Annotated in this window: 21 protein-coding genes; 8 read left to right on the top strand and 13 right to left on the bottom strand. The window is 69.4% G+C overall.

The annotated features are described in order from the left end of the window. The first annotated feature begins 15 nt into the window (after nt 1-15). Entirely contained in the window at nt 16-537 is a 522-nt protein-coding gene (locus VH569_RS05640) for a GNAT family N-acetyltransferase (protein ID WP_423314505.1), read from the top strand. 73 nt (nt 538-610) lie between these two features. Further along, nucleotides 611-1,630: a GNAT family N-acetyltransferase gene (locus tag VH569_RS05635; RefSeq protein WP_423314504.1), complete on the top strand. Its 1,020-nt coding sequence runs from the start codon at nt 611-613 to the stop codon at nt 1,628-1,630. Between the two features lie 22 nt (nt 1,631-1,652). Here the strand turns inward: VH569_RS05635 and VH569_RS05630 are convergent, their stop codons facing one another. The 8 genes from VH569_RS05630 to VH569_RS05595 form a co-directional block, all read right to left on the bottom strand. Then, nucleotides 1,653-1,997 (bottom strand): gamma-glutamylcyclotransferase family protein, encoded by a 345-nt coding sequence (locus tag VH569_RS05630; RefSeq protein WP_423314503.1) that lies wholly within the window; start codon nt 1,995-1,997, stop codon nt 1,653-1,655. Further along, nucleotides 1,990-2,376 (bottom strand): bleomycin resistance protein, encoded by a 387-nt coding sequence (locus VH569_RS05625; RefSeq protein ID WP_423314502.1) that lies wholly within the window; start codon nt 2,374-2,376, stop codon nt 1,990-1,992. Before VH569_RS05625 ends, VH569_RS05630 begins: the two co-directional genes overlap by 8 nt. Before the next feature lie 7 nt (nt 2,377-2,383). After that, a complete protein-coding gene (locus tag VH569_RS05620; protein WP_423314501.1) occupies nt 2,384-3,190 on the bottom strand; it encodes a PhzF family phenazine biosynthesis protein in 807 nt (268 codons plus the stop codon). Nucleotides 3,191-3,275: 85 nt separating this feature from the next. Beyond that, nucleotides 3,276-4,292 carry a threo-3-hydroxy-L-aspartate ammonia-lyase gene (locus VH569_RS05615; protein WP_423314500.1) on the bottom strand — a complete coding sequence of 339 codons (1,017 nt, stop codon included), beginning with the start codon at nt 4,290-4,292 and terminating at the stop codon, nt 3,276-3,278. Between the two features lie 44 nt (nt 4,293-4,336). After that, nucleotides 4,337-4,771 (bottom strand): GNAT family N-acetyltransferase, encoded by a 435-nt coding sequence (locus tag VH569_RS05610; RefSeq protein WP_423314499.1) that lies wholly within the window; start codon nt 4,769-4,771, stop codon nt 4,337-4,339. A gap of 4 nt (nt 4,772-4,775) precedes the next feature. Beyond that, entirely contained in the window at nt 4,776-5,027 is a 252-nt protein-coding gene (locus VH569_RS05605) for a DUF1127 domain-containing protein (RefSeq protein ID WP_244592324.1), read from the bottom strand. 345 nt (nt 5,028-5,372) lie between these two features. Continuing rightward, nucleotides 5,373-6,038: a DedA family protein gene (locus VH569_RS05600; RefSeq protein ID WP_423314498.1), complete on the bottom strand. Its 666-nt coding sequence runs from the start codon at nt 6,036-6,038 to the stop codon at nt 5,373-5,375. 185 nt (nt 6,039-6,223) lie between these two features. After that, entirely contained in the window at nt 6,224-7,258 is a 1,035-nt protein-coding gene (locus tag VH569_RS05595; RefSeq protein WP_423314497.1) for an aldo/keto reductase, read from the bottom strand. Nucleotides 7,259-7,400: 142 nt separating this feature from the next. Here VH569_RS05595 and VH569_RS05590 point away from each other — a divergent pair, with 142 nt between their 5' ends. Further along, complete coding sequence (locus VH569_RS05590; protein WP_423314514.1) at nt 7,401-8,318, top strand: LysR family transcriptional regulator; 918 nt, start codon at nt 7,401-7,403, stop codon at nt 8,316-8,318. A gap of 62 nt (nt 8,319-8,380) precedes the next feature. Here the strand turns inward: VH569_RS05590 and VH569_RS05585 are convergent, their stop codons facing one another. Continuing rightward, complete coding sequence (locus VH569_RS05585) at nt 8,381-9,814, bottom strand: MFS transporter (RefSeq protein ID WP_423314496.1); 1,434 nt, start codon at nt 9,812-9,814, stop codon at nt 8,381-8,383. A 142-nt stretch (nt 9,815-9,956) separates the two neighbouring features. On the opposite strand from VH569_RS05585, the gene VH569_RS05580 reads away from it, so the two are divergent. Then, on the top strand, nt 9,957-10,871 hold the full coding sequence (locus tag VH569_RS05580; protein ID WP_423314495.1) for a LysR family transcriptional regulator: 915 nt from the start codon (nt 9,957-9,959) through the stop codon (nt 10,869-10,871). An 81-nt stretch (nt 10,872-10,952) separates the two neighbouring features. Beyond that, a complete protein-coding gene (gene mgrA / locus VH569_RS05575) occupies nt 10,953-12,008 on the top strand; it encodes an L-glyceraldehyde 3-phosphate reductase (RefSeq protein WP_423314494.1) in 1,056 nt (351 codons plus the stop codon). 60 nt (nt 12,009-12,068) lie between these two features. Here the strand turns inward: mgrA and VH569_RS05570 are convergent, their stop codons facing one another. From VH569_RS05570 to VH569_RS05560, 3 genes are all read right to left on the bottom strand, one after another. Further along, complete coding sequence (locus VH569_RS05570; protein ID WP_423314493.1) at nt 12,069-13,184, bottom strand: NADH:flavin oxidoreductase/NADH oxidase; 1,116 nt, start codon at nt 13,182-13,184, stop codon at nt 12,069-12,071. Between the two features lie 94 nt (nt 13,185-13,278). Further along, nucleotides 13,279-14,679 (bottom strand): M20/M25/M40 family metallo-hydrolase, encoded by a 1,401-nt coding sequence (locus tag VH569_RS05565; protein WP_423314492.1) that lies wholly within the window; start codon nt 14,677-14,679, stop codon nt 13,279-13,281. Between the two features lie 182 nt (nt 14,680-14,861). Further along, nucleotides 14,862-15,950 carry a ParA family protein gene (locus tag VH569_RS05560; RefSeq protein ID WP_423314491.1) on the bottom strand — a complete coding sequence of 363 codons (1,089 nt, stop codon included), beginning with the start codon at nt 15,948-15,950 and terminating at the stop codon, nt 14,862-14,864. A gap of 233 nt (nt 15,951-16,183) precedes the next feature. Between VH569_RS05560 and VH569_RS05555 the strand changes: the two genes are divergently transcribed. The 3 genes from VH569_RS05555 to mmsB all read left to right on the top strand — a co-directional run bounded on the left by VH569_RS05555 (nt 16,184) and on the right by mmsB (nt 19,847). Then, nucleotides 16,184-17,683: a CoA-acylating methylmalonate-semialdehyde dehydrogenase gene (locus VH569_RS05555; RefSeq protein WP_423314490.1), complete on the top strand. Its 1,500-nt coding sequence runs from the start codon at nt 16,184-16,186 to the stop codon at nt 17,681-17,683. Between the two features lie 57 nt (nt 17,684-17,740). Then, the gene (locus tag VH569_RS05550; protein WP_423314489.1) at nt 17,741-18,886 is read left to right on the top strand and encodes an isobutyryl-CoA dehydrogenase; all 1,146 of its coding nucleotides are present in this window, start codon (nt 17,741-17,743) and stop codon (nt 18,884-18,886) included. A gap of 79 nt (nt 18,887-18,965) precedes the next feature. Beyond that, complete coding sequence (gene mmsB, locus VH569_RS05545; protein ID WP_423314488.1) at nt 18,966-19,847, top strand: 3-hydroxyisobutyrate dehydrogenase; 882 nt, start codon at nt 18,966-18,968, stop codon at nt 19,845-19,847. A gap of 13 nt (nt 19,848-19,860) precedes the next feature. Here the strand turns inward: mmsB and VH569_RS05540 are convergent, their stop codons facing one another. Then, complete coding sequence (locus VH569_RS05540; protein ID WP_423314487.1) at nt 19,861-20,766, bottom strand: LysR family transcriptional regulator; 906 nt, start codon at nt 20,764-20,766, stop codon at nt 19,861-19,863. Nucleotides 20,767-20,799 lie beyond the last annotated feature (33 nt).

Genomic DNA, 20,799 nt, shown 5'->3' with positions numbered 1-20,799 from the left:
CTCGAGCGCACGAAGATGCAGGATACCCAAGTCACGCTCGCGGTTGTCGAGCCGGGCGATCTGCCGGCCTTCAAGGTCGACATGGAGGCGTCCTTCGCGGTCGCCGTCATCGAGGCGTTCGGGTGCCTTCCCGACGATTCGATCCCACGCGGCAGCGATCTCGACGAGTCGATGGGCGCGCCGGGCACCGAGCTTCTGCATATCCTGTGCGAGGACGAAAGGGTCGGCGGCGCCGTCGTCGTGATCGACGAGGCGACGCAGCGCAATTCGCTGGACCTCTTCTTCCTGTCCCCGACACAGCATGGCCGGGGATTGGGCTTCAAGGCCTGGATGGCGATCGAGCAACGCTATCCCGAAACGCGGGTCTGGCAGACGCACACGCCCTATTTCGAGAAGCGCAACATCCACTTCTACGTCAACAAGTGCGGTTTCAGGATCGTCGAGTTCTTCGGCGCCCATCACCCGGACCCGCATTGGCCGGGGCCCTCCGGCCTGCCCGGCGGCGGCGAGATGTTCCGCTTCGAAAAGATCATGTGAGACCGGCCTGACGCCTTTACAGCCGCTCCCGGCCCGGACATAGTTGTATGATACAACCATGTCTGGAACCGCCATGGCTTCCCAGCCCTCCGTCTCAGCCCCCCTAGCCAATAGGGATGCCGTCCTGCCGATCCGCGACGCGTCGCGCCGGATCGTGCGCGAACTCGGCTTCATGAAGCCGACCCTTGCGGGAACGGAGCTGCCGGCCTCGGCGGTGCATGCGCTGATCGAGATCGGCAACCGGGGCGGCCTGACCGCGACGGAGCTGTGTGACCGGCTCAATCTGGAGAAATCGAGCGTCAGCCGGATGCTGCGCAAGCTCATCGACGGTGGGGATCTGGCCGAGGTGAGCAGCGATACGGACGGACGGTCGAAGCGTCTTACCCTGACCGCGCAGGGGCGGCGGACGCTGGCCGCCATCGACGCCTTCGCCCATGAACAGGTCGGCGGCGCCCTGGCCTGCCTGCCTGCCGCCGACCGTGCCATGGTGGTGGAGGGGCTGCGGCTGTACGCGGATGCGCTGCAAGCCCGCCGGGCCACACCGGGCACCGAATCGAAGGCGACGGCTCCCCTGGCCGTGCGCATCGAACCTGGCTACCGGCCCGGACTGATTGGCCGGGCCGTGGACATGCATGCGCAGTTCTACGCCCGTGCCCATGGCTTCGGCGCCGTCTTCGAAAGCAGGGTCGCCGCCGGGCTGGCGGAGTTCCTGCCACGGCTCGACCGTCCCTGCAACGCCGTCTGGACGGCGCTGGACGGCGACCGCATCGTCGGCACCATCGCCATCGACGGCGAGGACCTGTCCGGCGACGCTCACGGCGCCGGCTCCACTTCCCGTATTGCCCATCTGCGCTGGTTCATCGTCGAGGACGGGCGGCGCGGCGGCGGGCTGGGCCGGCGGCTGCTCGACGAAGCGTTGGCCTTCGCCGACCGCACCGGCTTCGCCGAAACCCGGCTCTGGACCTTCCGCGGGCTGGACGCCGCCCGGCGCCTCTACGAAGCCGCCGGCTTCGTCCTTGCCGACGAATCGCCGGGCAGCCAGTGGGGCACCGAGGTGACCGAGCAATCCTTCATCAGGCCGCGCCCGTCCTGACGGCCCTTCACGCCTTCACCCCTTACGCCTTCACATAGACCCAGGCATCCGCCCCCGACCTCAGCCGGACCATGACGCGCCTGTAATCCGCGACCTCGTAGGAATCGGCGGCGGCCAGTTCTTGCCTGGTGATCTCGAACAGGGTTCCGGCGACTTCGTCGGCCGGATCGCCGCTCTCGCTGACCACGGGATGGAAGCGCTTGCCGCTGGTGAGGATCACCTCGGGATCGGTGATCTCCAGCATGTCGCAGCGATAGCCCGGCAGGGCGTCCGCCCGCCCGGCGAGACGCCGGCCGAAGGACGCCAGCTGCACACTCTCCTGCTGCAAGGTGCCGTAGGAGAACAGAAGGACTCTATCGTCAGCCATCGACGCCCCTCCCCGTTTCCGAACCGACCCGCAGCAGGTTGCCGTCGGGATCGATGTGGGCGAACTCGCGCAGGCCATAGGGGGTGTCGGACACCGCCGTCAGCCGGCCGCCGGCTTCAGCGGCCTTCCACGCCGCATGGAGCGCGTCGGCGTCGCTGACATAGAGATAGCAGGCGACAACCGAGCGTTCGGGATCGAGGTCCGGAACGCGGGTCAGATGCAGGCCGACCCCACCCCAATCGAGGAAGCCGTAGACGGGATCCGCGGCCGCCTCGTCATAGGCAGTCACCGTGAAGCCGAGGCCCCGGTAATGGGCGAGCGCCGCGCGCACGTCGCGCACCGGCAGGATCGGCGCCACCCGGTTGAACTGGACGGTCATCGCAGCCTCACATCAGGATCGAGCCTTCGAGATACAGCACCGCCTGCCCGCCGATCTTCACCCGGTCGCCGGCCAGTTCGCACAGCAGCTCGCCGCCGCGGGCCGAGACCTGACGGGCCTTCAGCACGGTCTTGCCCAGCCGCTCCGCCCAATAGGGCGTCAGCATGCAGTGGGTGGAGCCGGTGACCGGGTCCTCCGGAATGCCCTGGGCGGGGGCGAACAGGCGCGACACGAAATCGACCCCGTCTTCTCCCGGCGCAGTGACGCAGACCGCCCACATGTCCAGCTTCGACAGCAGCGCCATATCCGGCGTCAGCGCCCGCACCGCGTCGGCCGAGTCGTAGACCACCAGATAGTCGCGCCCGCTCAGGATCGCGACCGGCGCCGGCCCGCCCAGAGCCGCCAGCAGCGTCGGGTCGGGGCTCTCCGCCGGCTTGGGCGGCCGGTTGGGGAAATCCAGCGTGTAGCGGTCGCCGTCGCGGGTGACCGTCAGCGTGCCGGCCTGCCGGGTGGCGAAGTCCATGCGCGCGCGGCCCGGCTCCAGGATGGTGGAGATGACGAAGGCGGTCGCCAGCGTGGCATGGCCGCACAGTTCGACCTCCACCGCCGGGGTGAACCAGCGCAGCTCGAACTCCGTGCCGCTGCGGATGAAGAAGGCGGTCTCCGCCAGATTGTTCTCCGCCGCGATGGCCTGGAGCTGCGCGTCGGACAGCCAGGACTCCAGCGGCACGACCGCCGCCGGGTTGCCGGCGAAGACGCGGTCGGTGAAGGCATCGACCTGATAAATGGGCAGGCGCATGGCTTTCCCGGTCATGAATGGGGATCCCTTACGTCTTGGGGGAGTCAGATCCCCTCTCCCCAGCGGGGAGAAGGAGATTTTCGCATCGCAAAAAGCTTCTTCAGCCCGCCTGGACCAGCGAGGCGAAGCGGGCGAGGTCGACGTTGCCGCCGGTGACGACGATGCCGACGCGCTTGCCGCGCACATCGAACTTGCCGGACATCACCGCGGCGGCGGCGAGGCAGCCGGTCGGCTCGACCATCATCTTCATCCGGCTGGCGAAGAAGCGCATGGACTCGACCAGCTGGTCGTCGGTGACGGTCACGATGTCGTCGACCAGCCGCTGGATCACCGGGAAGGTCAGCTGGCCGACCGCCCGGCTCTGGGCGCCGTCGGCGATGGTCTTGGGCGCGTCGATGCGGACGATGGCGCCGCTGCGCAGGCTCTGCTGGGCGTCGTTGCCGGCTTCCGGCTCGACACCGACGACGCGGCAGCCGGGATTCAGCGTCTTGGCGGCGATGACGCAGCCGGACAGCAGCCCGCCGCCGCCGGTCGGCACCACCAACAGGTCGAGCGGCCCGCCCGTCTGCCCCGCCTCCTCGATCAGCTCCTTGGCGACGGTGCCCTGGCCGGCCATCACATGCGGATGGTCGAAGGGCGGGATCAGCACGCCGCCCCGCTCCTCCAGCACGCGGGCGACGGCGGCGTCCGGCGGCTCGGCATAGCGGTCGTACAGCACCACGTCGGCGCCATAGCCGCGCGTCGCCGCCAGCTTGGCCGCCGGGGCGTCCTGCGGCATGACGATGGTGGACTTCACCTTCAGCATCGACGCCGCCAGCGCCAGCGCCTGGGCATGGTTGCCCGACGAATAGGCGACGACGCCCAGCGCGCGCTGGACCGGGGTGAAGCGCGACACCGCATTGTAGGCGCCGCGGATCTTGAAGGCGCCGGTGCGCTGGAAATTCTCGCACTTGAACAGCAGCTCGCCGCCGGTCAGCGTGTCGGCGGTGCGGCTGGTCAGCACCGGCGTGCGGTGGGCGACGCCGGCGATCCGCTCCGCCGCTCCCGCCACATCGGCATAGGAGATGGCGAGGCCAGTCGTATCGGCCACGGCGCTGTTGCTCATGATATCGGGCATGGCGGCGGTGCTCCCCCTCCCCCCGGTGTCTTGGCCCCGGGGTCTTATTCCAGATCGGTGAACAGGAAGGCCTGCTCGTGCCGCTTCAGCCCGGCCTGCTCGTAGAAGCTGATGGCCTTGGGCGCGGACAGCAGCAGGCACATGGTGCCCGGCCCCACCGCGTCGCGGGTGCGGCGCATCAGTTCCTTGCCGATGCCGTGCCCCTGAAGGGCACGGTCGACGGCGAGATCGGACAGGTAGCAGCAATAGACGAAGTCGGTGATCGAGCGGGCGACGCCGACCAGCCGGCCCTCGTGCCTTGCGGTGATGATCAGGCCGGCGTTGCGCAGCATCGCCTCCACCCGGGGACGGTCGCCCACGGGCCGGCGTTCGGCCAGCCCGGAGCGTTCCAGAACGTCGATGAACGCGTCCGCGCTCAGCTCCGGTTCGACCGCATAGTCGATTTGAACGGATTGTCCCTGAATGGATTGGTCGGCCATCGTCTCATCCCCGCCAGAACGGCTTCGACACCTCCTGCTCCGCCTCGGACCGGCTGATTCCGATGTCCTTCAGCAGATAGTCGTCGAGCCCCATCAATGCCTGACGTTGTTTGCGCCGTTCCATCGCGGAAAACAACACGTCGAGCAACCGCCAGAGGGGACGGCGGGCGACACGGGTGACGCGGTTGGCGGCCGGAACGGCGCTCTGGGCTGCCGTGTACAGGCCGGAACTGCGGGTCACATCGGTCTGGCGCATCGGATCCTCCATAATCTGGCGCACAACGCTCGAACAATCGAGACAATCAGGATTATGGAGACGAAATCAGCGGGGTCAAACGGAACATTGTCACCATTACATTTCCGATATCGGATGTATCTTTTCGGCCACAGCCCGACATGGCCCGCAAGACGGGGACAATGGAACAAGGACGGGGACAGTCAGGCAACGTGGCAGGACCGATGAAACGCCTGGGTTTTGACCGCATCCACCGGTGTCGGTTGGACGGCTGGGCACGGCGACGGAGCACTCATCGGCACAAGGGGTACAATCGGCCGGATCGAAATGAGTTGTCACTCCGAACAGTCAGCCCCTGCCAAACAGCTAGCAGCCCGTTCTTTCCGGCGAGCCCTCGACGGGCGGAGCGGGCGCGCAGGACCTCGCCGCCCCCTGCCCGATGCCGCCCTCCGCGGCCGGTGCGGGGCGGTCCCCCACGCCGCTCCTGTCGTAACCGGTCCAGGCGAGATGGCCCGGCGACATCAGCAGCGGCGCCCAGATCACGGCCGACAGGACGTTGAACGCCTGAAATTTCCGGTGGGGCATCGCCATCATGCCGGCCGTCGTCGGCACCACCGCACGCAGCGGGCCGATGAAGCGCGCCAGAAACACGCTCTTGCTGCCATGCCGGAGGAAGAAGGCTTCGCCACGGCCGCGCAGTTCGGGATGCCTGCTGAGGGGCCACAGCCGGAACATGCGCTCGCCATAGCGTCGGCCCAGCCAGTAGGACGTGGCGTCCCCCAGGATGGCGCCGCCCGCAATCGCCAGATAGACCGACCAGAAGTCGAGAACGCCCGCGGCGACAAGCGCGCCGCTCGCGGTCAGCATGACGACGCCGGGGATGAGAAGCCCGACGAGCGTCAGCCCCTCCGCGAAGGCCATCAGGAAGATGATGATCTCCGCCCAGTCCGCGTGCGTTTCGATGAAGCCCGCGAAGGCGGTTCCGTAGGCCGCGAAATCCAGGGCCGTGAAATCCGGAAGCCCCGTCAGCACGGCGTCCGCGCCCGCGTCGTCTCGCGCGTCGAAGGGGGCTGGCGGCCGGGGCGGGGCGGGGGCGGATCGATCATGACGAGGGCCTTATCGCGGGTTCGGGCGCTTCACAGCTGGGCCCGTCGCCATGGCCGTGCAAGACCGCGCCGTTCGGTTTGTGACGCGGGGGGCGGAAAGACCGGCACGCCTCAGACGGGCATCGGATTGAGCCGGGCGAAGCCCTCCTGCGTGCGGTACGGGTAATAGGGGTAGGCGGGCATCGCGTCGCTGGCCGCGTCGAGACGCGTGATCTGGCCGGGTTCGAGCGTCCAACCGACGGCCCCCAGATTGTCCCGCAGCTGCGCCTCGTTGCGGGCGCCGACGATCACTGAGGAGACGGTCGGCCGAGCCAGCAGCCAGGCGATGGCGACCTGGGGAACGCTGCGCCCGGTCTCGGCCGCCACGGCGTCGAGCGCGTCGACGATGCGGTAGAGGCGCTCCTCGTCGACGGGCGGCCCCCACTGGGCGGTGTCGTGGAGGCGGCTGCCCTCGGGGATCGGCTGGCCGCGGCGGATCCTTCCGGTCAGCCTGCCCCAGCCGAGCGGGCTCCAGACCAGCGCGCCGACCTTCTGGTCGAGGCCAAGCGGCATCAGCTCCCACTCATAGTCGCGCCCGGTCAGCGAATAATAGACCTGATGCACGACATGGCGCGGCCAGCCATGACGGTCGGCGACGGCGAGCGCCTTCATCAACTGCCAGCCCGCGAAGTTCGAGGCGCCGATGTAACGCACCTTCCCGGCGCGGACGAGCGTGTCCAGCGTGTGCAGCACCTCCTCCACCGGCGTGAAGGCATCGAAGGCGTGCAGCTGGAGCAGGTCGATATAATCCGTCCCGAGCCGCCGGAGCGCCGCCTCCACCGCACCGATCAGCCGGTGGCGGGAAAGACCGGCGTCGTTCGGCCCGTCGCCCATCGGCAAGCCGGTCTTGGTCGAGATCAGCAGCTTGTCGCGCCGCCCGCGGATGGCGGCGCCGAGCACCTCCTCCGAGCCACCGTCCGAATAGACGTCGGCGGTGTCGAAGAGGGTGACGCCGGCGTCGAGGCAGATGTCGATCAGCCGACGGGCATCCTCGACATCGCTGTTCCCCCAAGCCGAGAACAGCGGCCCCTTGCCGCCGAAGGTGCCGGTCCCAAAGCTGAGCGCGGGCACCTTGAGGCCCGATGCGCCGAGTGTCCGGTACTCCATGTCCTGTCCTTCCGTGATCGAGGCTGTCGCGGCCGCGCCGATGGCGACGGTCGATTGCCAAGGATATAGCCGATGGAGCAGCTGTGAATTAGGCTGCCTCCAGTCTCAGGACTTGTGACTTGGGGGCATCGTTGTGACGCGGATGGAGGTCAACCGGGCGGCCGAGATGGAGGTCTTCGCGCGGGTCGTCGATCTCGGCGGATTCACCGCGGCGGCCCGTGCCTGCGGCCTCACGCCATCGGGCGTCAGCAAGCTCATCACGCGGCTGGAGACACGGCTGGGCACGCGGCTTCTCCACCGGTCGACGCGACGCCTCAGCCTGACGCCGGAAGGTCAGGCCTTCCACGCCCGCGCGCTGCGGATCCTGGAAGAGATGGAGGAGGCCGAGCGGGAGGCCTCGGCCGGTGCGACGCCGCGCGGACACCTGCGCGTCAACAGCAACGTCCCCTTCGGCATGCGCCACCTGATCCCGCTGGTGCCCGAGTTCCTGGCCGCCCATCCCGGCGTCACCATCGACCTCGTGCTGTCGGATGCGGTGGTCGACCTGATGGAGGAGCGGGCCGATGTCGCGATCCGGACCGGCCCGCTGCGCGATTCCAGCCTGATGATCCGCAAGCTGGGAAGCACGCGCATGGTCGTGGTCGCCTCCCCCGCCTATCTGGAGCGGCATGGAACGCCGGGACATCCGGACGAGCTTGCCCGGCACAAGGGAATCGGCTGGACCTTCCCGCGGGCCATCGGCGGCTGGCCTTTCAGGACTGAAAACGGAAGCGACGAAGGGATCGAGGAGCATGTGCCGCCCATCGCCGCACGGGCGAGCGACGGGGACGCCGCGCGCCTGCTTGCCCTGGGCGGCGTCGGGCTGGCACGTCTGGCGCGCTTCCAGGTGGAGACCGACATCGCCGCCGGTGCGCTTGTGCCGGTGCTGGACCGAATGAACCCCGGCGGCAGCGAGGACATCCACGCCGTCTATCTCGGAGGTCCGGGCCCCCTGCCCGCCCGCGTCCGCGCCTTTGTGGACTTTATGGCAAGCCGCTGCCAACTGAGCGATGCCAGCTGACCGATGAGCGATGACCGATAAGCGATGACCGGGGCGCAATCGCGCTGCGCCCGGCCCAACCTTTACCGCCGCCCCGCCGTCCGGACGGCGAGGAGGAGCGCCACGGCGATCAGCCCGGCCGCGACGGCGAAAGTGGTCTGGGTGCCCGCCGCAACGGCCTCCGGCGCCGCGACGGCGACCTCCGTCCCCACCCCCAGCGTGAAGAGTGTCCCCATCACCGAGGCGCCGGTGATCAGCCCCAGGTTGCGCGACAGGTTCAGCACCCCCGACACCACGCCGCGGCGGTCCTTCTCCACATCGGCCATCACCGCCGTGTTGTTCGCGGTCTGGAACAGCGCATAGCCGGCGGTGACGACGACGAGCGGCCCGACATAGCCGGCCACGCCCAACGTCGCCGGCAGCAGCGCCAGCAACACGCAGCCGCCCGCCACCGCCCCCAGCCCGACGACCGTCATGCCGGCGGCACCGAAGCGGTCGACCAGCCGTCCGGCCGGCACGCCGGTCAGCGCCGCCACCAGCGGTCCGGCCGACATCACCATCCCGACCGCCGCCGCTCCCAGCCCCAGGGCACGGGCGAGATGGAACGGCCCCACCACCAGGGTCGCCATCAGCACCGTCGCCACCAGCATGCTCATCGTCAGGCGCCCGCGCAGCGTCCGGTCGCGCAGCATCTCCAGCCGCAGCAGCGGCGACGCCGTCCGCGACTCCACCGCCAGGAACAGCCCGGCCCCGCCGGCCGCCGCCAGCAGAAGCGTCAGGTCGGACCAGCCGAAGCCGCCGCGCCCGCCGGTCATCGCCAGCGCGTAAGTCCCCAGCGTCAGGGCCAGGATCAGCGTGCCGGGACCGTCGAAGCTCCCCCGCCCCGCTCCGCCTGCAGTCTCCACCCGGCGGTCGGCCGGCAGGCAGCGCCGCACCAGCAGGAAGGCCGCGACACCCGGCGGCACGGTGACCAGGAAGATCGCCGGCCAGCCGAAGGCGGCGATCAGCAGGCCGCCCAGCGTCGGGCCGAGCGCGGTGCCGACCGCCGACGTCGTTCCCATCAGCCCCATCGCCCGGCCGATCCGCTCCTTCGGCACCGCATCGCCGACGAAGGCGGTGGCGAGCGCCATCATCGCGGCGGCCCCCAGCCCTTGCACCGCGCGGGCCGCGACCAGCATCCACAGGCTGGACGCGGCGGCGGAGGCGGCGGAGCCCGCCGTGAACAGGGCGATCCCGGCCAGCAGCAGACGCCGCCGCCCGACGATGTCGCCCAGCCGCCCGACCCCGACGATCAGCGTGGTGATCGCCAGCAGATAAGCCAGCACCACCCACTGGACCTCGCGGAACGGCACGTCGAACGCCAGCGCCAGCGCCGGCAATCCGACATTGGCGATGCTGGTGCCGAGCGACGACAGCAGCATCGCCAGCGCCAGCCCCGCCAATCCCCCCTGCGCGACCAGCCCTCGCGCCGGTCCGCCCGCCGCCGCCGCGGCCTGCTCCGCAACCGCTTCCCTCATGACGCCTCTCCTTCCCGAATGACAGGCATCCAGGCTAGGGCGCGGGGTGACATGGCGGAACGCGCAGCATCCGCACTGTATTCGTGCATTTGACGCCATGTCCCGGCAGCGGCGGCGGCCGGCCCGTGCTACGCTCCGGCGCATGACCTCACCCGACCTCAACATGCTCGTCACCCTGGACGCCCTGCTGGCGGAAGGCAGCGTCGCCGGTGCGGCGCGCCGTCTGCGGCTCAGCCCGTCGGCGATGAGCCGGGCGCTGGCGCGGCTGCGCGAAGCGACCGGCGACCCGCTGCTGGTCCGGGCCGGGCGCGGCCTCGTCCCCACGCCGCGCGCGCTCGACCTGCGCGACCGCGTCCGCCTGCTGGTGCAGGAGGCGGAGGCGGCGCTGCGCCCGGCCGAAAATCTCGACATCGGCCGGCTGGCCCGGACCTTCACCCTGCGGACCAGCGACGGCTTCGTCGAAAGCTATGGCGCCGCCCTGCTCACCCTGGTCGCCGCCGAGGCGCCCGGCGTCCGCATCCGCTTTCTGCCCAAGCCGGACAAGGACAGCGGCCCGCTCCGCGACGGCTCGGTCGATCTGGAGACCGGCGTGGTCTCCGCCGGCAGCGGGCCGGAACTGCGCACCCAGGCCCTGTTCCACGACCGTTTCATCGGCGTCGTCCGCCCTGGCCACCCGCTGGCCGCGGGCGGGATCACCGCCGACCGCTTTGCCGCCGGCCGCCATGTGCTGGTGTCGCGGCGGGGCGACGACCGCGGGCTGGTGGACGAGGCGCTGGCGCGGCTCGGGCTTCGGCGCGACGTGGTCGCCACGGTCGGCGGCTTCGCCGCGGCGCTGGCGCTGGTGCGCGGCACCGACCTGGTCGTCAGCGTCCCCGAACGGCACACCGAGGGGCTGCGCGCCGGCCTCCACGGCTTCGCCCTGCCCTTCCCCGCCCCGGAGGTCACCGTCTCCCTGATCTGGCACCCGCGCCTCGACGCCGACCCGGCCCACCGCTGGCTGCGCGGCTGCGTGCGCAAGGTCTGCGCCTCGCCGTCCGGCCCGGAAAGCCGTGAGTGATATGACCGGCGGCGCCATTGCGCACCGGCGCACCGCCGCCCTATGCTGATATATCACTAAAAATCACATCGGGAGTTCGCCATGCAGCCGCCCTACCTCGCCGCCGATAAGCGCTATGGGAGCATGAGCTACCGCCGCACCGGCCGCAGCGGGCTCGACCTGCCGGCCATTTCGCTGGGGCTCTGGCAGAATTTCGGCGGCACCGACGTGTTCGCCACCGGGCGCGCCGTGCTGCGCCGGGCCTTCGACCGCGGCGTCACCCATTTCGACCTCGCCAACAATTACGGCCCGCCGCCCGGTTCGGCGGAGGAGAATTTCGGCCGCATCCTCGCCACCGATTTCCGGCCCTACCGCGACGAGATGGTGATCTCGACCAAGGCCGGCTATGAGATGTGGCCCGGCCCCTACGGCAACTGGGGCTCCCGCAAATATCTGGTCTCCAGCCTGGACCAGAGCCTGACGCGGATGGGCCTGGATTACGTCGACATCTTCTATTCGCACCGCGTCGATCCCCGCACCCCGCTGGAGGAGACGATGGGGGCGCTCGACCACATCGTCCGCCAGGGCAAGGCGCTCTATGTCGGCATCTCCTCCTACTCGCCGGAGATGACGCGGCGGGCGGTGGGCATCCTGAAGCAGCTGGGCACCCCCTGCCTGATCCACCAGCCCTCCTACTCGATGCTGAACCGCTGGGTGGAGGGCAATGGAGGGGGCGGGTTGCTCGACACGCTGGAGGATCTCGGCATGGGCTGCATCGCCTTCTCGCCGATGGCCCAGGGCATGCTGACCAACAAGTATCTGGGCGGCCAGCCTGCCGACGCCCGTGCCGCCAAGGGCGGCAGCCTGCGCGCCAATTTCCTGTCGCCGGAGAATCTGGAGCGCATCCGCGCGCTTGACGCCATCGCCAAGCGGCGCGGCCAGACGCTGGCGCAGATGGCCATCGCCTGGGTCCTGCGCGACCCGCGCGTCACCTCCGCCCTGATCGGCGCGCGGAACGTCGAACAGCTCGACAACTCGCTGGACGCGCTGAACAGCCTGTCCTTCAGCCCGGAGGAACTGGCGGAGATCGACACCCACGCCGTCGCCGACGCCGGCATCAATTTGTGGAGCGCCTCCTCCGCAGCCGAAGCGGGCTGACGCCGCAAAGAAAAACGGCCTGCGGTCATCCCGCAGGCCGTTTCCATTACACCGCCACCCTCAGTCCGCCGTGACGGTGTCGGTGGCCCGATACCGCTCCAGCCAGTGGGCGTAGGGCGCCGGCAGCACCCAGGACGGACGCTCGACGCCCAGCTCCTTGGCGGCACGGTAGGGATAATGCGGGTTGGCCAGATGGGCGCGGCCGACCATCACCAGATCCAGCTGCCCGTCGGCGACGGTGCGGTCGGCGATCTTCGGCGCGTCGATGCCCCAGGCCGCCGCCACCGGCAGCTCCGCCTCGCGCCGCACCCGCTCGGCGACCGGCGCCAGGAAGGCCGGCCCCCACGGCACCTGCGCGTCGGGGGTGGAGAAGCCGACGCTGACGCTCAGCAGGTCGAGCCCGCCGGCGCGGAAGTTGCGGGCGAGTTCGATCGACTCGGCCAGCGTCTGCTCGTCGCGCCCGTCATACTCGATCACGCCGAAGCGGGCGGTCAGCGGCAGGTTTTCCGGCCACACCTCGCGCACCGCCGCCAGCGTTTCCAGCAGGAAGCGGCTGCGCCCGGCAAGGTCGCCGCCATATTGGTCGGTGCGCTTGTTGGCATGGACCGAGAAGAAGCTCTGGCCCAGATAGCCATGGGCGAAATGCAGCTCCAGCCACTTGAAGCCGGCATCGCGGGCGCGCACGGCGGCGGCCACGAAATCGGCGCGGACGCGGGCGATGTCGTCCAGCGTCATCGCGTTGGGCACCTTGGGCAGGTGATGGCCGAAGGGCACCGCCGACGGCGAGATGGTGTCCCAGCCGCGCGGATCGCCCTCGGCGATGTGGTCGTCGCCTTCCCACGGGCGGTTGGCGCTGGCCTTGCGGCCGGCATGGCCGATCTGGATGCCGGGAACGGCACCGGCGGCGGCGATGGAGGCGGCGATGCGCGCCATCCCTTCCGCCTGGGCGTCGTTCCACAGCCCGGTGCAGCCCGGCGTGATGCGGCCCTCCGGCGACACCGCCGTCGCCTCGACGATCACCAGACCGGCGCCGCCGCGGGCAAGGCCGGGATAATGGGCGAAATGCCAGTCGTTGACGACGCCGTCGACGGCGCTGTACTGGCACATCGGCGGAACCGCGATGCGGTTGCGCAGGGTGACGTCCTTCAGCGTGAAGGGCGTGAACAGAGCGGACATGCGAATTCCCGTCTCGATCGTGTCGGTGGCGGCGGGAGACGAGAAGTCAGCCCTCCCCCGCCGCGGATCGGGGAGATTTAGGTCCGCCCAAGCCTCAGCCAACCCTCCCCGCCGCCAAACGCCCCACTATTGCCGCATGGCTGCGGATACCGTTGCGCAGGCATTTCAGCTCGAACTTCTCGTTCGGCGAATGGATGCGGTCGTCGTCCAGCCCGAAGCCGACCAGGATGGTGTCCAGCCCGAGATGCTCGCGGAACCAGCCGACGATGGGGATCGACCCGCCGCCGCCGATCAGCACGCCGTCGCGCCCCGTCGCCTCCTTCAGCCCGCCGCGCACCGCCTGCATCCACGGCGTGTCGGTCGGCACCTCGATGCCGGGCGACGCGCTGAAGCTGCGGAAGCCGACCGTGCAGTCCGCCGGCAGCCTTTCCTCGAAGAAGCGCCGGATCGACGCCTCGACGGCCGCCGGGTCCTGGCCGGGCACCAGACGGCAGCTCAGCTTGCAGGACGCCTTGGCCGGGATGACCGTCTTCGACCCCTCGCCGGTATAGCCGCCCCAGATGCCGTTGATGTCGCAGGTCGGCCGGGTCCAGATGCGCTCCAGCAGCGTCCGCCCGGCCTCGCCATGGCTGCGGGTCAGGCCGAGCGCCGCCAGGAACTGCGCCTCGTCCAGCGGCAAGGCGCGGATCTGCTCCCGCAGCTCCTCCGGCAGCTCGCGCACGCCGTCATAGAAGCCGTCGAAGCGCACCCGCCCGTCGGCATCGTGGATCTGGCCCAGGATGCCGCTCAGCACATTCAGCGGGTTGGGCACCGCGCCGCCGAACAGGCCGGAATGCAGGTCGTGGCTCGGGCCGGTGACGGTCGCTTCCAGATAGAGCAGCCCGCGCAGCCGGGTGGTGATCGCCGGGGTGTCGGCGTCCCAGGCGTTGGTGTCGGTGACGAGACAGAAGTCGGCGCGCAGTTCCTCGGCATGCTCCTTCAGGAAACGCGGCAGCGACGGGCTGCCGGTCTCCTCCTCGCCCTCCAGCAGCACGGTGGCGCGGATCGGGAGGGAACCGTGGACGGCGTGCCAGGCCTCGAAGGCTTCCATGAAGGTCATGGTCTGGCCCTTGTCGTCGGCGGCCCCGCGGGCGACGACACGGCGGCCCCGCTCGGCCTCGACGATCACCGGATCGAAGGGCGGGCTGGTCCACAGCTCCATCGGGTCGGCGGGCTGGACGTCGTAATGGCCGTAATAGAGCACATGCGGGGTCTTTACCCCGTCCGGCCCCGGATGATGGGCGACCAGGATCGGGTGACCGGGAGTGTCGTGGAGGGCGACGGTGAAGCCCATCGCCTTCAGCCTGTCGGCGCACCAGCGGGCGGCGCGGCGGACCTCGCCGGCATAGGCGGGATCGGTGCTGACCGAGGGAATGCGCAGCAGCTCGCAAAGCCGGCCGACCGACTCCTCGAAGGAGGAGTCGACCTTGCGCAGAACGGCATCGACAGGAAGCATGATGGCCTCACCTTAGAACATGGAATCCACCTTTTCCCCCTCTCCCCCCGGGGAGAGGGTCGGGGTGAGGGGGACGCACAGGGTGGAGTAAGTGGGGATCGGACAGTGCGCGATGCTTGAAAATCCTAGCCACGCATCCCCCTCACCCTAACCCTCTCCCCAAGGGGGGAGAGGGGAATCACTCATCCCCCAAGCCCCAGCAGCCTGCCCAGGATCGGCTGCCCGACGGCCGCCCCCAGCGCGAAGCCGCCGACCAGCCCGATCACCAGCCCCAAAAGCCCAAGGCCCATTCCACCGCGGCCGGAGGACTGCGCACGCTCCGCCTGCCGCGCCCCATTGCCCCCGCCGCCGCCGGGCTCGTCGCCCTCGTCGATGGAGGACGCGCGCCGCGCGCTGTAGGAGGTGTCGGTCGCCTCGTGCCAGGAGCGGATGCGCTCCAGCGCCGGCTTCAGCTGGGATTCGTCGGGGGCGGTGCCGCGGCCATGGACGATCTCCCAGGCCAGCGCCGCAAAGCGGCTGGTCGTCCGCGCTTCCGGCGTGAAGATCGCCGCTGGCATACGGCGGTATGTCGCCTTCACCACATCCACGTCATAGGGGAAGGCGGTGCGGAACATCTGTTCGGGGAACTCGTTGCGCAGCTGCGTCAGCGATTCGCGCCCGACCTCGTCGTTGGTGATCGACAGCATCAGGATGCCGGCCAGCGTCAGGCTGGGGTTCAGCCCGTTCTGGATATGCTCCACCACCTGCAAGGTGCGCCGCAGCCCGTCCAGCGCATAGCGGCCGGGGAAGACCGGCACGATCAGCCGGTCCGACGCCGCAAGCGCACCGGCCGCCAGATGGCCCAGTGCCGGCGGGCAGTCGATGACGACATAGTCCGGCGGGTTGCGCGAGAAATGCAGCGCCTTGCGCAAGCCCCGCTGCGAGCCGCCGCGGCTGTCCAGCGCATGCTCCAGCGAGTAGAGCTTGCGCGCGCCGACGATCATCGACAGCCCGTCGAAGGCGGTCGGGGTGATGGCGTCCTCGACGAAGGTTTCCTTGCGCAGCAGGTCGTTGATGCCGACCTTGGCCTTGTCGCGCAGCAGGAAGTTGCTGGTGGCACTGCTCTGCGGGTCGAAATCGATCAGCACGACGCTCTTGCCCAGCGCCGCCAGCGCGAGCGCGAGGTTCACCGACGTGGTCGTTTTGCCGACGCCGCCCTTCTGATTGTAGACCGACAGGATGGTCGGCTGCCGTGTCTCCGGCGTGTCGAAGACGTCTTCGTGGCTGGTCATGTCCATTCCGCTTCGCCGTTTCTGCGGCAATCCCCGCACGGCCCGGATCGGATTCCGGTCCGGACTGCGCGGGCGCACTATAAGCGGTGGGGTTTCAACTCTCCACACACCTTTGGGGACAGGCGCACACCCCTTGCCGCATTCCTGCACAACCGATGCGCAAAGTTTCGGGTCGCCCCGACGGGCCGCTCAGGTCCACATGGTGACAAACAATCCCGAGGGAGGACAATAGGATGACCACCGAACTTCAGCACCTGATCGGCGGCAAGCTGGTTTCCGGCACGTCCGGCCGGTTCGCCGACGTCTACTCCCCGATGACCGGCGAGGTGCGCGCCCGCGTGCCGCTGGCGAGCGTGGAGGAGATGCGCGCCGCGGTCGAGAACGCCAAGCAGGCGCAGCGCGGCTGGGCCGCCACCAACCCGCAGCGCCGCGCCCGCGTGCTGATGCGCTTCCTCGACCTCGTCCAGCGCGATTACGACGAGCTGGCTCTGCTGCTGTCGCTGGAGCATGGCAAGACCATCGTCGACGCCAAGGGCGACATCCAGCGCGGCCTGGAGGTGGTGGAGTTCGCCTGCGGCATCCCGCACCTGCTGAAGGGCGAGTTCACCGACGGCGCCGGCCCCGGCATCGACATCTATTCGATGCGCCAGCCGCTGGGCGTCGTCGCCGGCATCACGCCGTTCAACTTCCCCGCCATGATCCCGATGTGGAAGTTCGCCCCGGCAATCGCCTGCGGCAACGCCTTCATCCTGAAGCCGTCGGAGCGCACGCCGGGCGTGCCGGTCAAGCTGGCCGAACTCATGCTGGAGGCCGGCCTGCCGGCGGGCATCCTGAATGTCGTCCATGGCGACAAGGTGGCGGTGGACGCCATCCTCGACGACCGCGACATCAAGGCGGTCGGCTTCGTCGGCTCCACCCCGATCGCCGAATACATCTACAACCGCGGCTGTGCTGCCGGTAAGCGCGTGCAGTGCTTCGGCGGCGCCAAGAACCACGCGCTGGTGATGCCGGACGCCGACCTCGACCAGGCGACCGACGCGCTGATCGGCGCCGGCTTCGGCGCGGCGGGCGAGCGCTGCATGGCGATCTCCGTCGTCGTGCCGGTCGGCAAGAAGACCGCCGACGCCCTGATGGACCGCCTGATCCCGCGGGTGGAAAGCCTGAAGGTCGGCCCCTCGACCGACAGCAGCGCCGATTTCGGCCCGCTGGTGACGGCCGAGCATCTGGAGCGGGTGAAGTCCTACGTCGATCTCGGCGTCAAGGAAGGCGCCAAGCTGGCGGTCGACGGCCGCGAGTTCAAGATGCAGGGCTACGAGAACGGCTTCTACATGGGCGGCTGCCTGTTCGACGAGGTGAAGCCGGACATGCGCATCTACAAGGAGGAGATCTTCGGCCCGGTCCTCTCCGTCGTCCGCGCCGACAGCTATGAAGAAGCGCTGTCGCTGCCGAACGATCATGAGTACGGCAACGGCGTCGCCATCTTCACCCGCGACGGCGACGCCGCCCGCGACTTCGCGTCCCGTGTCGATGTCGGCATGGTCGGCATCAACGTTCCGATCCCGGTTCCGCTCGCCTACTACACCTTCGGCGGCTGGAAGCGTTCGGGATTCGGCGACCTGAACCAGCACGGCCCCGACGCGGTGCGCTTCTACACCAAGACCAAGACCGTCACCTCCCGCTGGCCCTCGGGCGTCAAGGAAGGCGCCAGCTTCGTCATCCCGACCATGGATTGATCGGCGTAACATTCCCCTTCCCGCCTCCGGCGGGAGGGGGGTTGCACGAGGTGACGCATGTCCTTTGAATTGACCGAAGACCAGGTCGCCATCCGCGACATGGCGCTGTCCTTCGCCCGCGACGAGCTGGCGCCCAACGCTGTCGAGTGGGACCAGAAGAAGCATTTCCCCGTCGACACGCTGCGCGCCGCCGGCGAGCTCGGCATGGGCGGCATCTATGTGTCGGAGGACCATGGCGGCTCGGCTCTCAGCCGCTTCGACGCCGTGGTGATCTTCGAGGCGCTGAGCCAGGGCTGCCCGACCATCGCCTCCTACATCTCCATCCACAACATGGTGGCGGGGATGGTGGACAATTTCGGCAGCGACGAGCAGAAGGCCCACTGGCTGCCGAAGCTCTGCACCATGGAATGGCTCGCCAGCTACTGCCTGACCGAGGCCAATGCCGGCTCCGACGCTGCCGCGCTGCGGACCAAAGCCGTGCGCGACGGCGACAGTTACGTCCTCAACGGCGCCAAGCAGTTCATTTCCGGTGCCGGCAGCTCCGACCTCTACCTCGTCATGGCCCGCACCGGCGAGGACGGCCCCGGCGGCATCAGCGCCTTCCTGGTGCCCAGGGACACCCCCGGCCTGTCCTTCGGCGCCAACGAGCACAAGATGGGCTGGAACGCCCAGCCGACCCGCGCCGTCATCCTGGAGGACGCCCGCATCCCCGCCACCGCCCTGCTGGATCAGGAGGGGATGGGCTTCAAGTTCGCCATGAAGGGGCTGGACGGCGGCCGCATCAACATCGCCGCCTGCTCCATCGGCGGCGCCCAGGCCGCACTCGACAAGGCGCTGACCTACATGAGCGAGCGCAAGGCCTTCGGCCAGACGCTCGACCGCTTCCAGGCGTTGCAATTCCGCATCGCCGACATGGCGACCGAACTTGAGGCCGCCCGCACCTTCGTCCACCGCGCCGCCTCGGCGCTGGATGCGAAGAACAAGGACGCCACACGCCTGTGTGCGATGGCGAAGCGCTTCGCCACCGACACCGGCTTCGAGGTGGCGAACAACGCGCTCCAGCTGTTCGGCGGCTACGGCTATCTGGCGGACTATGGCGTCGAGAAGATCGTGCGCGACCTGCGGGTCCACCAGATCCTCGAAGGCACCAACGAGATCATGCGCCTGATCGTCTCACGCAGCGAGATCGGGCGGATGGCCTGACCAAAACGACCCCTAGTCCCCTCTCCTCGGGGGGAGAGGGGGAAGCACCATAAAAACCAAAGGAACGGGAGACGCGACGATGGCGGTGATCGGTTTCATCGGATTGGGCAACATGGGCGGCCCGATGGCCGCGAACCTCGTGAAGGCGGGGCATCAGGTGGTTGGCTACGACCTCGTGCCCGCCGCCATCGAGGCGGCCAAGGCGGCCGGCGTCACCATCGGTGAGTCGCCCGCCGCCATCGCCGCGGCGGCCGAAGTGGTCATCACCATGCTGCCGGGCGGCAAGCATGTTCTGGGCGTCTATGGCGACATCGCGCCGGTGGCCCGGCCGGGCACGCTGCTGATCGACTGCTCCACCATCGACGTGGACTCCGCCCGCAAGGCGCATGCGCTGGCCGCCGACACGGGCGCCGCCTCGCTCGACGCGCCGGTGTCGGGCGGCGTCGGCGGCGCTGCCGCCGGCACCCTGACCTTCATGGCCGGCGGCGAAGCGGACGCCTTCGAGCGCGCCCGCCCGATCCTGGAGGCCATGGGCAAGAAGATCGTCCATTGCGGCGGCGCCGGTGCCGGCCAGGCGGCGAAGATCTGCAACAACATGATCCTCGGCATCTCGATGATCGGCGTCTGCGAGGCCTTCGTCTTGGCGGAGAAGCTCGGCCTGTCGCATCAGGCGCTGTTCGACGTGTCGTCGACCTCGTCGGGCCAGTGCTGGTCGCTGACCAGCTATTGCCCGGTCCCCGGCCCGGTCCCCGCCAGCCCGGCCAACCGCGATTACCAGCCCGGCTTCGCGGCGGCGCTGATGCTGAAGGACCTGAAGCTGGCCCAGGAAGCGGCCCAGGGCGCCGGTGCCCCCACCCCGCTGGGGGCCGCGGCGGCGCAGCTCTACGCCATGATGAACGCGCAAGGCGAAGGCGGCGCCGACTTCTCCGGCATCATCCGCATGCTGCGCGGCGAAGGCTGAACCACACGGTAAATCAAACGGTTGGCGGGGGCAGGAACAGCGCCTGCTCCCGCCGCACCAGATCGGCGATGTAGTCGGCGGTCATCGAAATCCGCGCCAGCGAGCGCAGATCCTCGTGTACGATCAGCCAGAAGGACCGGGTGATCGTCAGTTCGTCGGGCAGCACCGGCACCAGCTCCGGCTCGCCGGCCGCGATGAAGGCTGGCAGCATGCACAGGCCGGCTCCGGCCAGCGTCGCCTTCAGCTGGGCGACGAGGCTGCTGCTCTTGATGCGCGGCGCGACCTCGCCGATGGTCTCGACATAGTCCAGTTCCGGCGCGAAGATCAGGTCGTCGATATAGCCGATGAAGGAATGGCCGCGCAGGTCACTGCGGCTCCGGATATCCTGCCTTGCGTCGAGATAGCCGGCGGTGCCGTACAGCCCCAGCCGGTAATCGGTCAGTTTCCGCGCGAACAGCCGCCCTTCCTGCGGGCGCGACAGGCTGATGGCGATGTCGGCCTCGCGCTTCGACAGGCTGAAGACGCGCGGCATGGCGACCAGCTGCACCTCCAGCTCCGGATGACGTTCGCACAAGGCCCCGATGCGCGGCGCCAGGAAGCAGCTGCCGAAGCCGTCCGGCGCCCCGATCCGCACGGCACCGGCGAGCGCCAGATCGCCGTCGGCCACCATGCCCTGGGCCAGCAGGGCGGCACTCTCCATCACCTCCGCCGTCTGCTTCAGCCGTTCGCCCTGCGGCGTCAGGGTAAAGCCGCTGGGCCGCCGTTCGAACAGGGTGACGCGCAGCGCGTCCTCCAGCGCGGTGATGCGGCGGCTGACCGTGGTGTGGTCGGCGCGCAGCCGCTGGGCCGCGGTGGTCAGCGTGCCGGCCCGGGCCACCGCCAGGAAGAAGCGCAGGTCGTTCCAGTTGAAATCGGCCATGTCCGCCGGCGCGCCGTCCGTTCTTGCAAGGTG

The organism is Azospirillum sp. 11R-A (assembly GCF_049472615.1).
In the GTDB taxonomy this organism is placed as follows: Bacteria; Pseudomonadota; Alphaproteobacteria; order Azospirillales; family Azospirillaceae; genus Azospirillum; species Azospirillum palustre.
The sequence above is the reverse complement of the archived record's forward strand: the minus strand, read 5'-3'. Positions and strand labels throughout refer to the sequence as shown.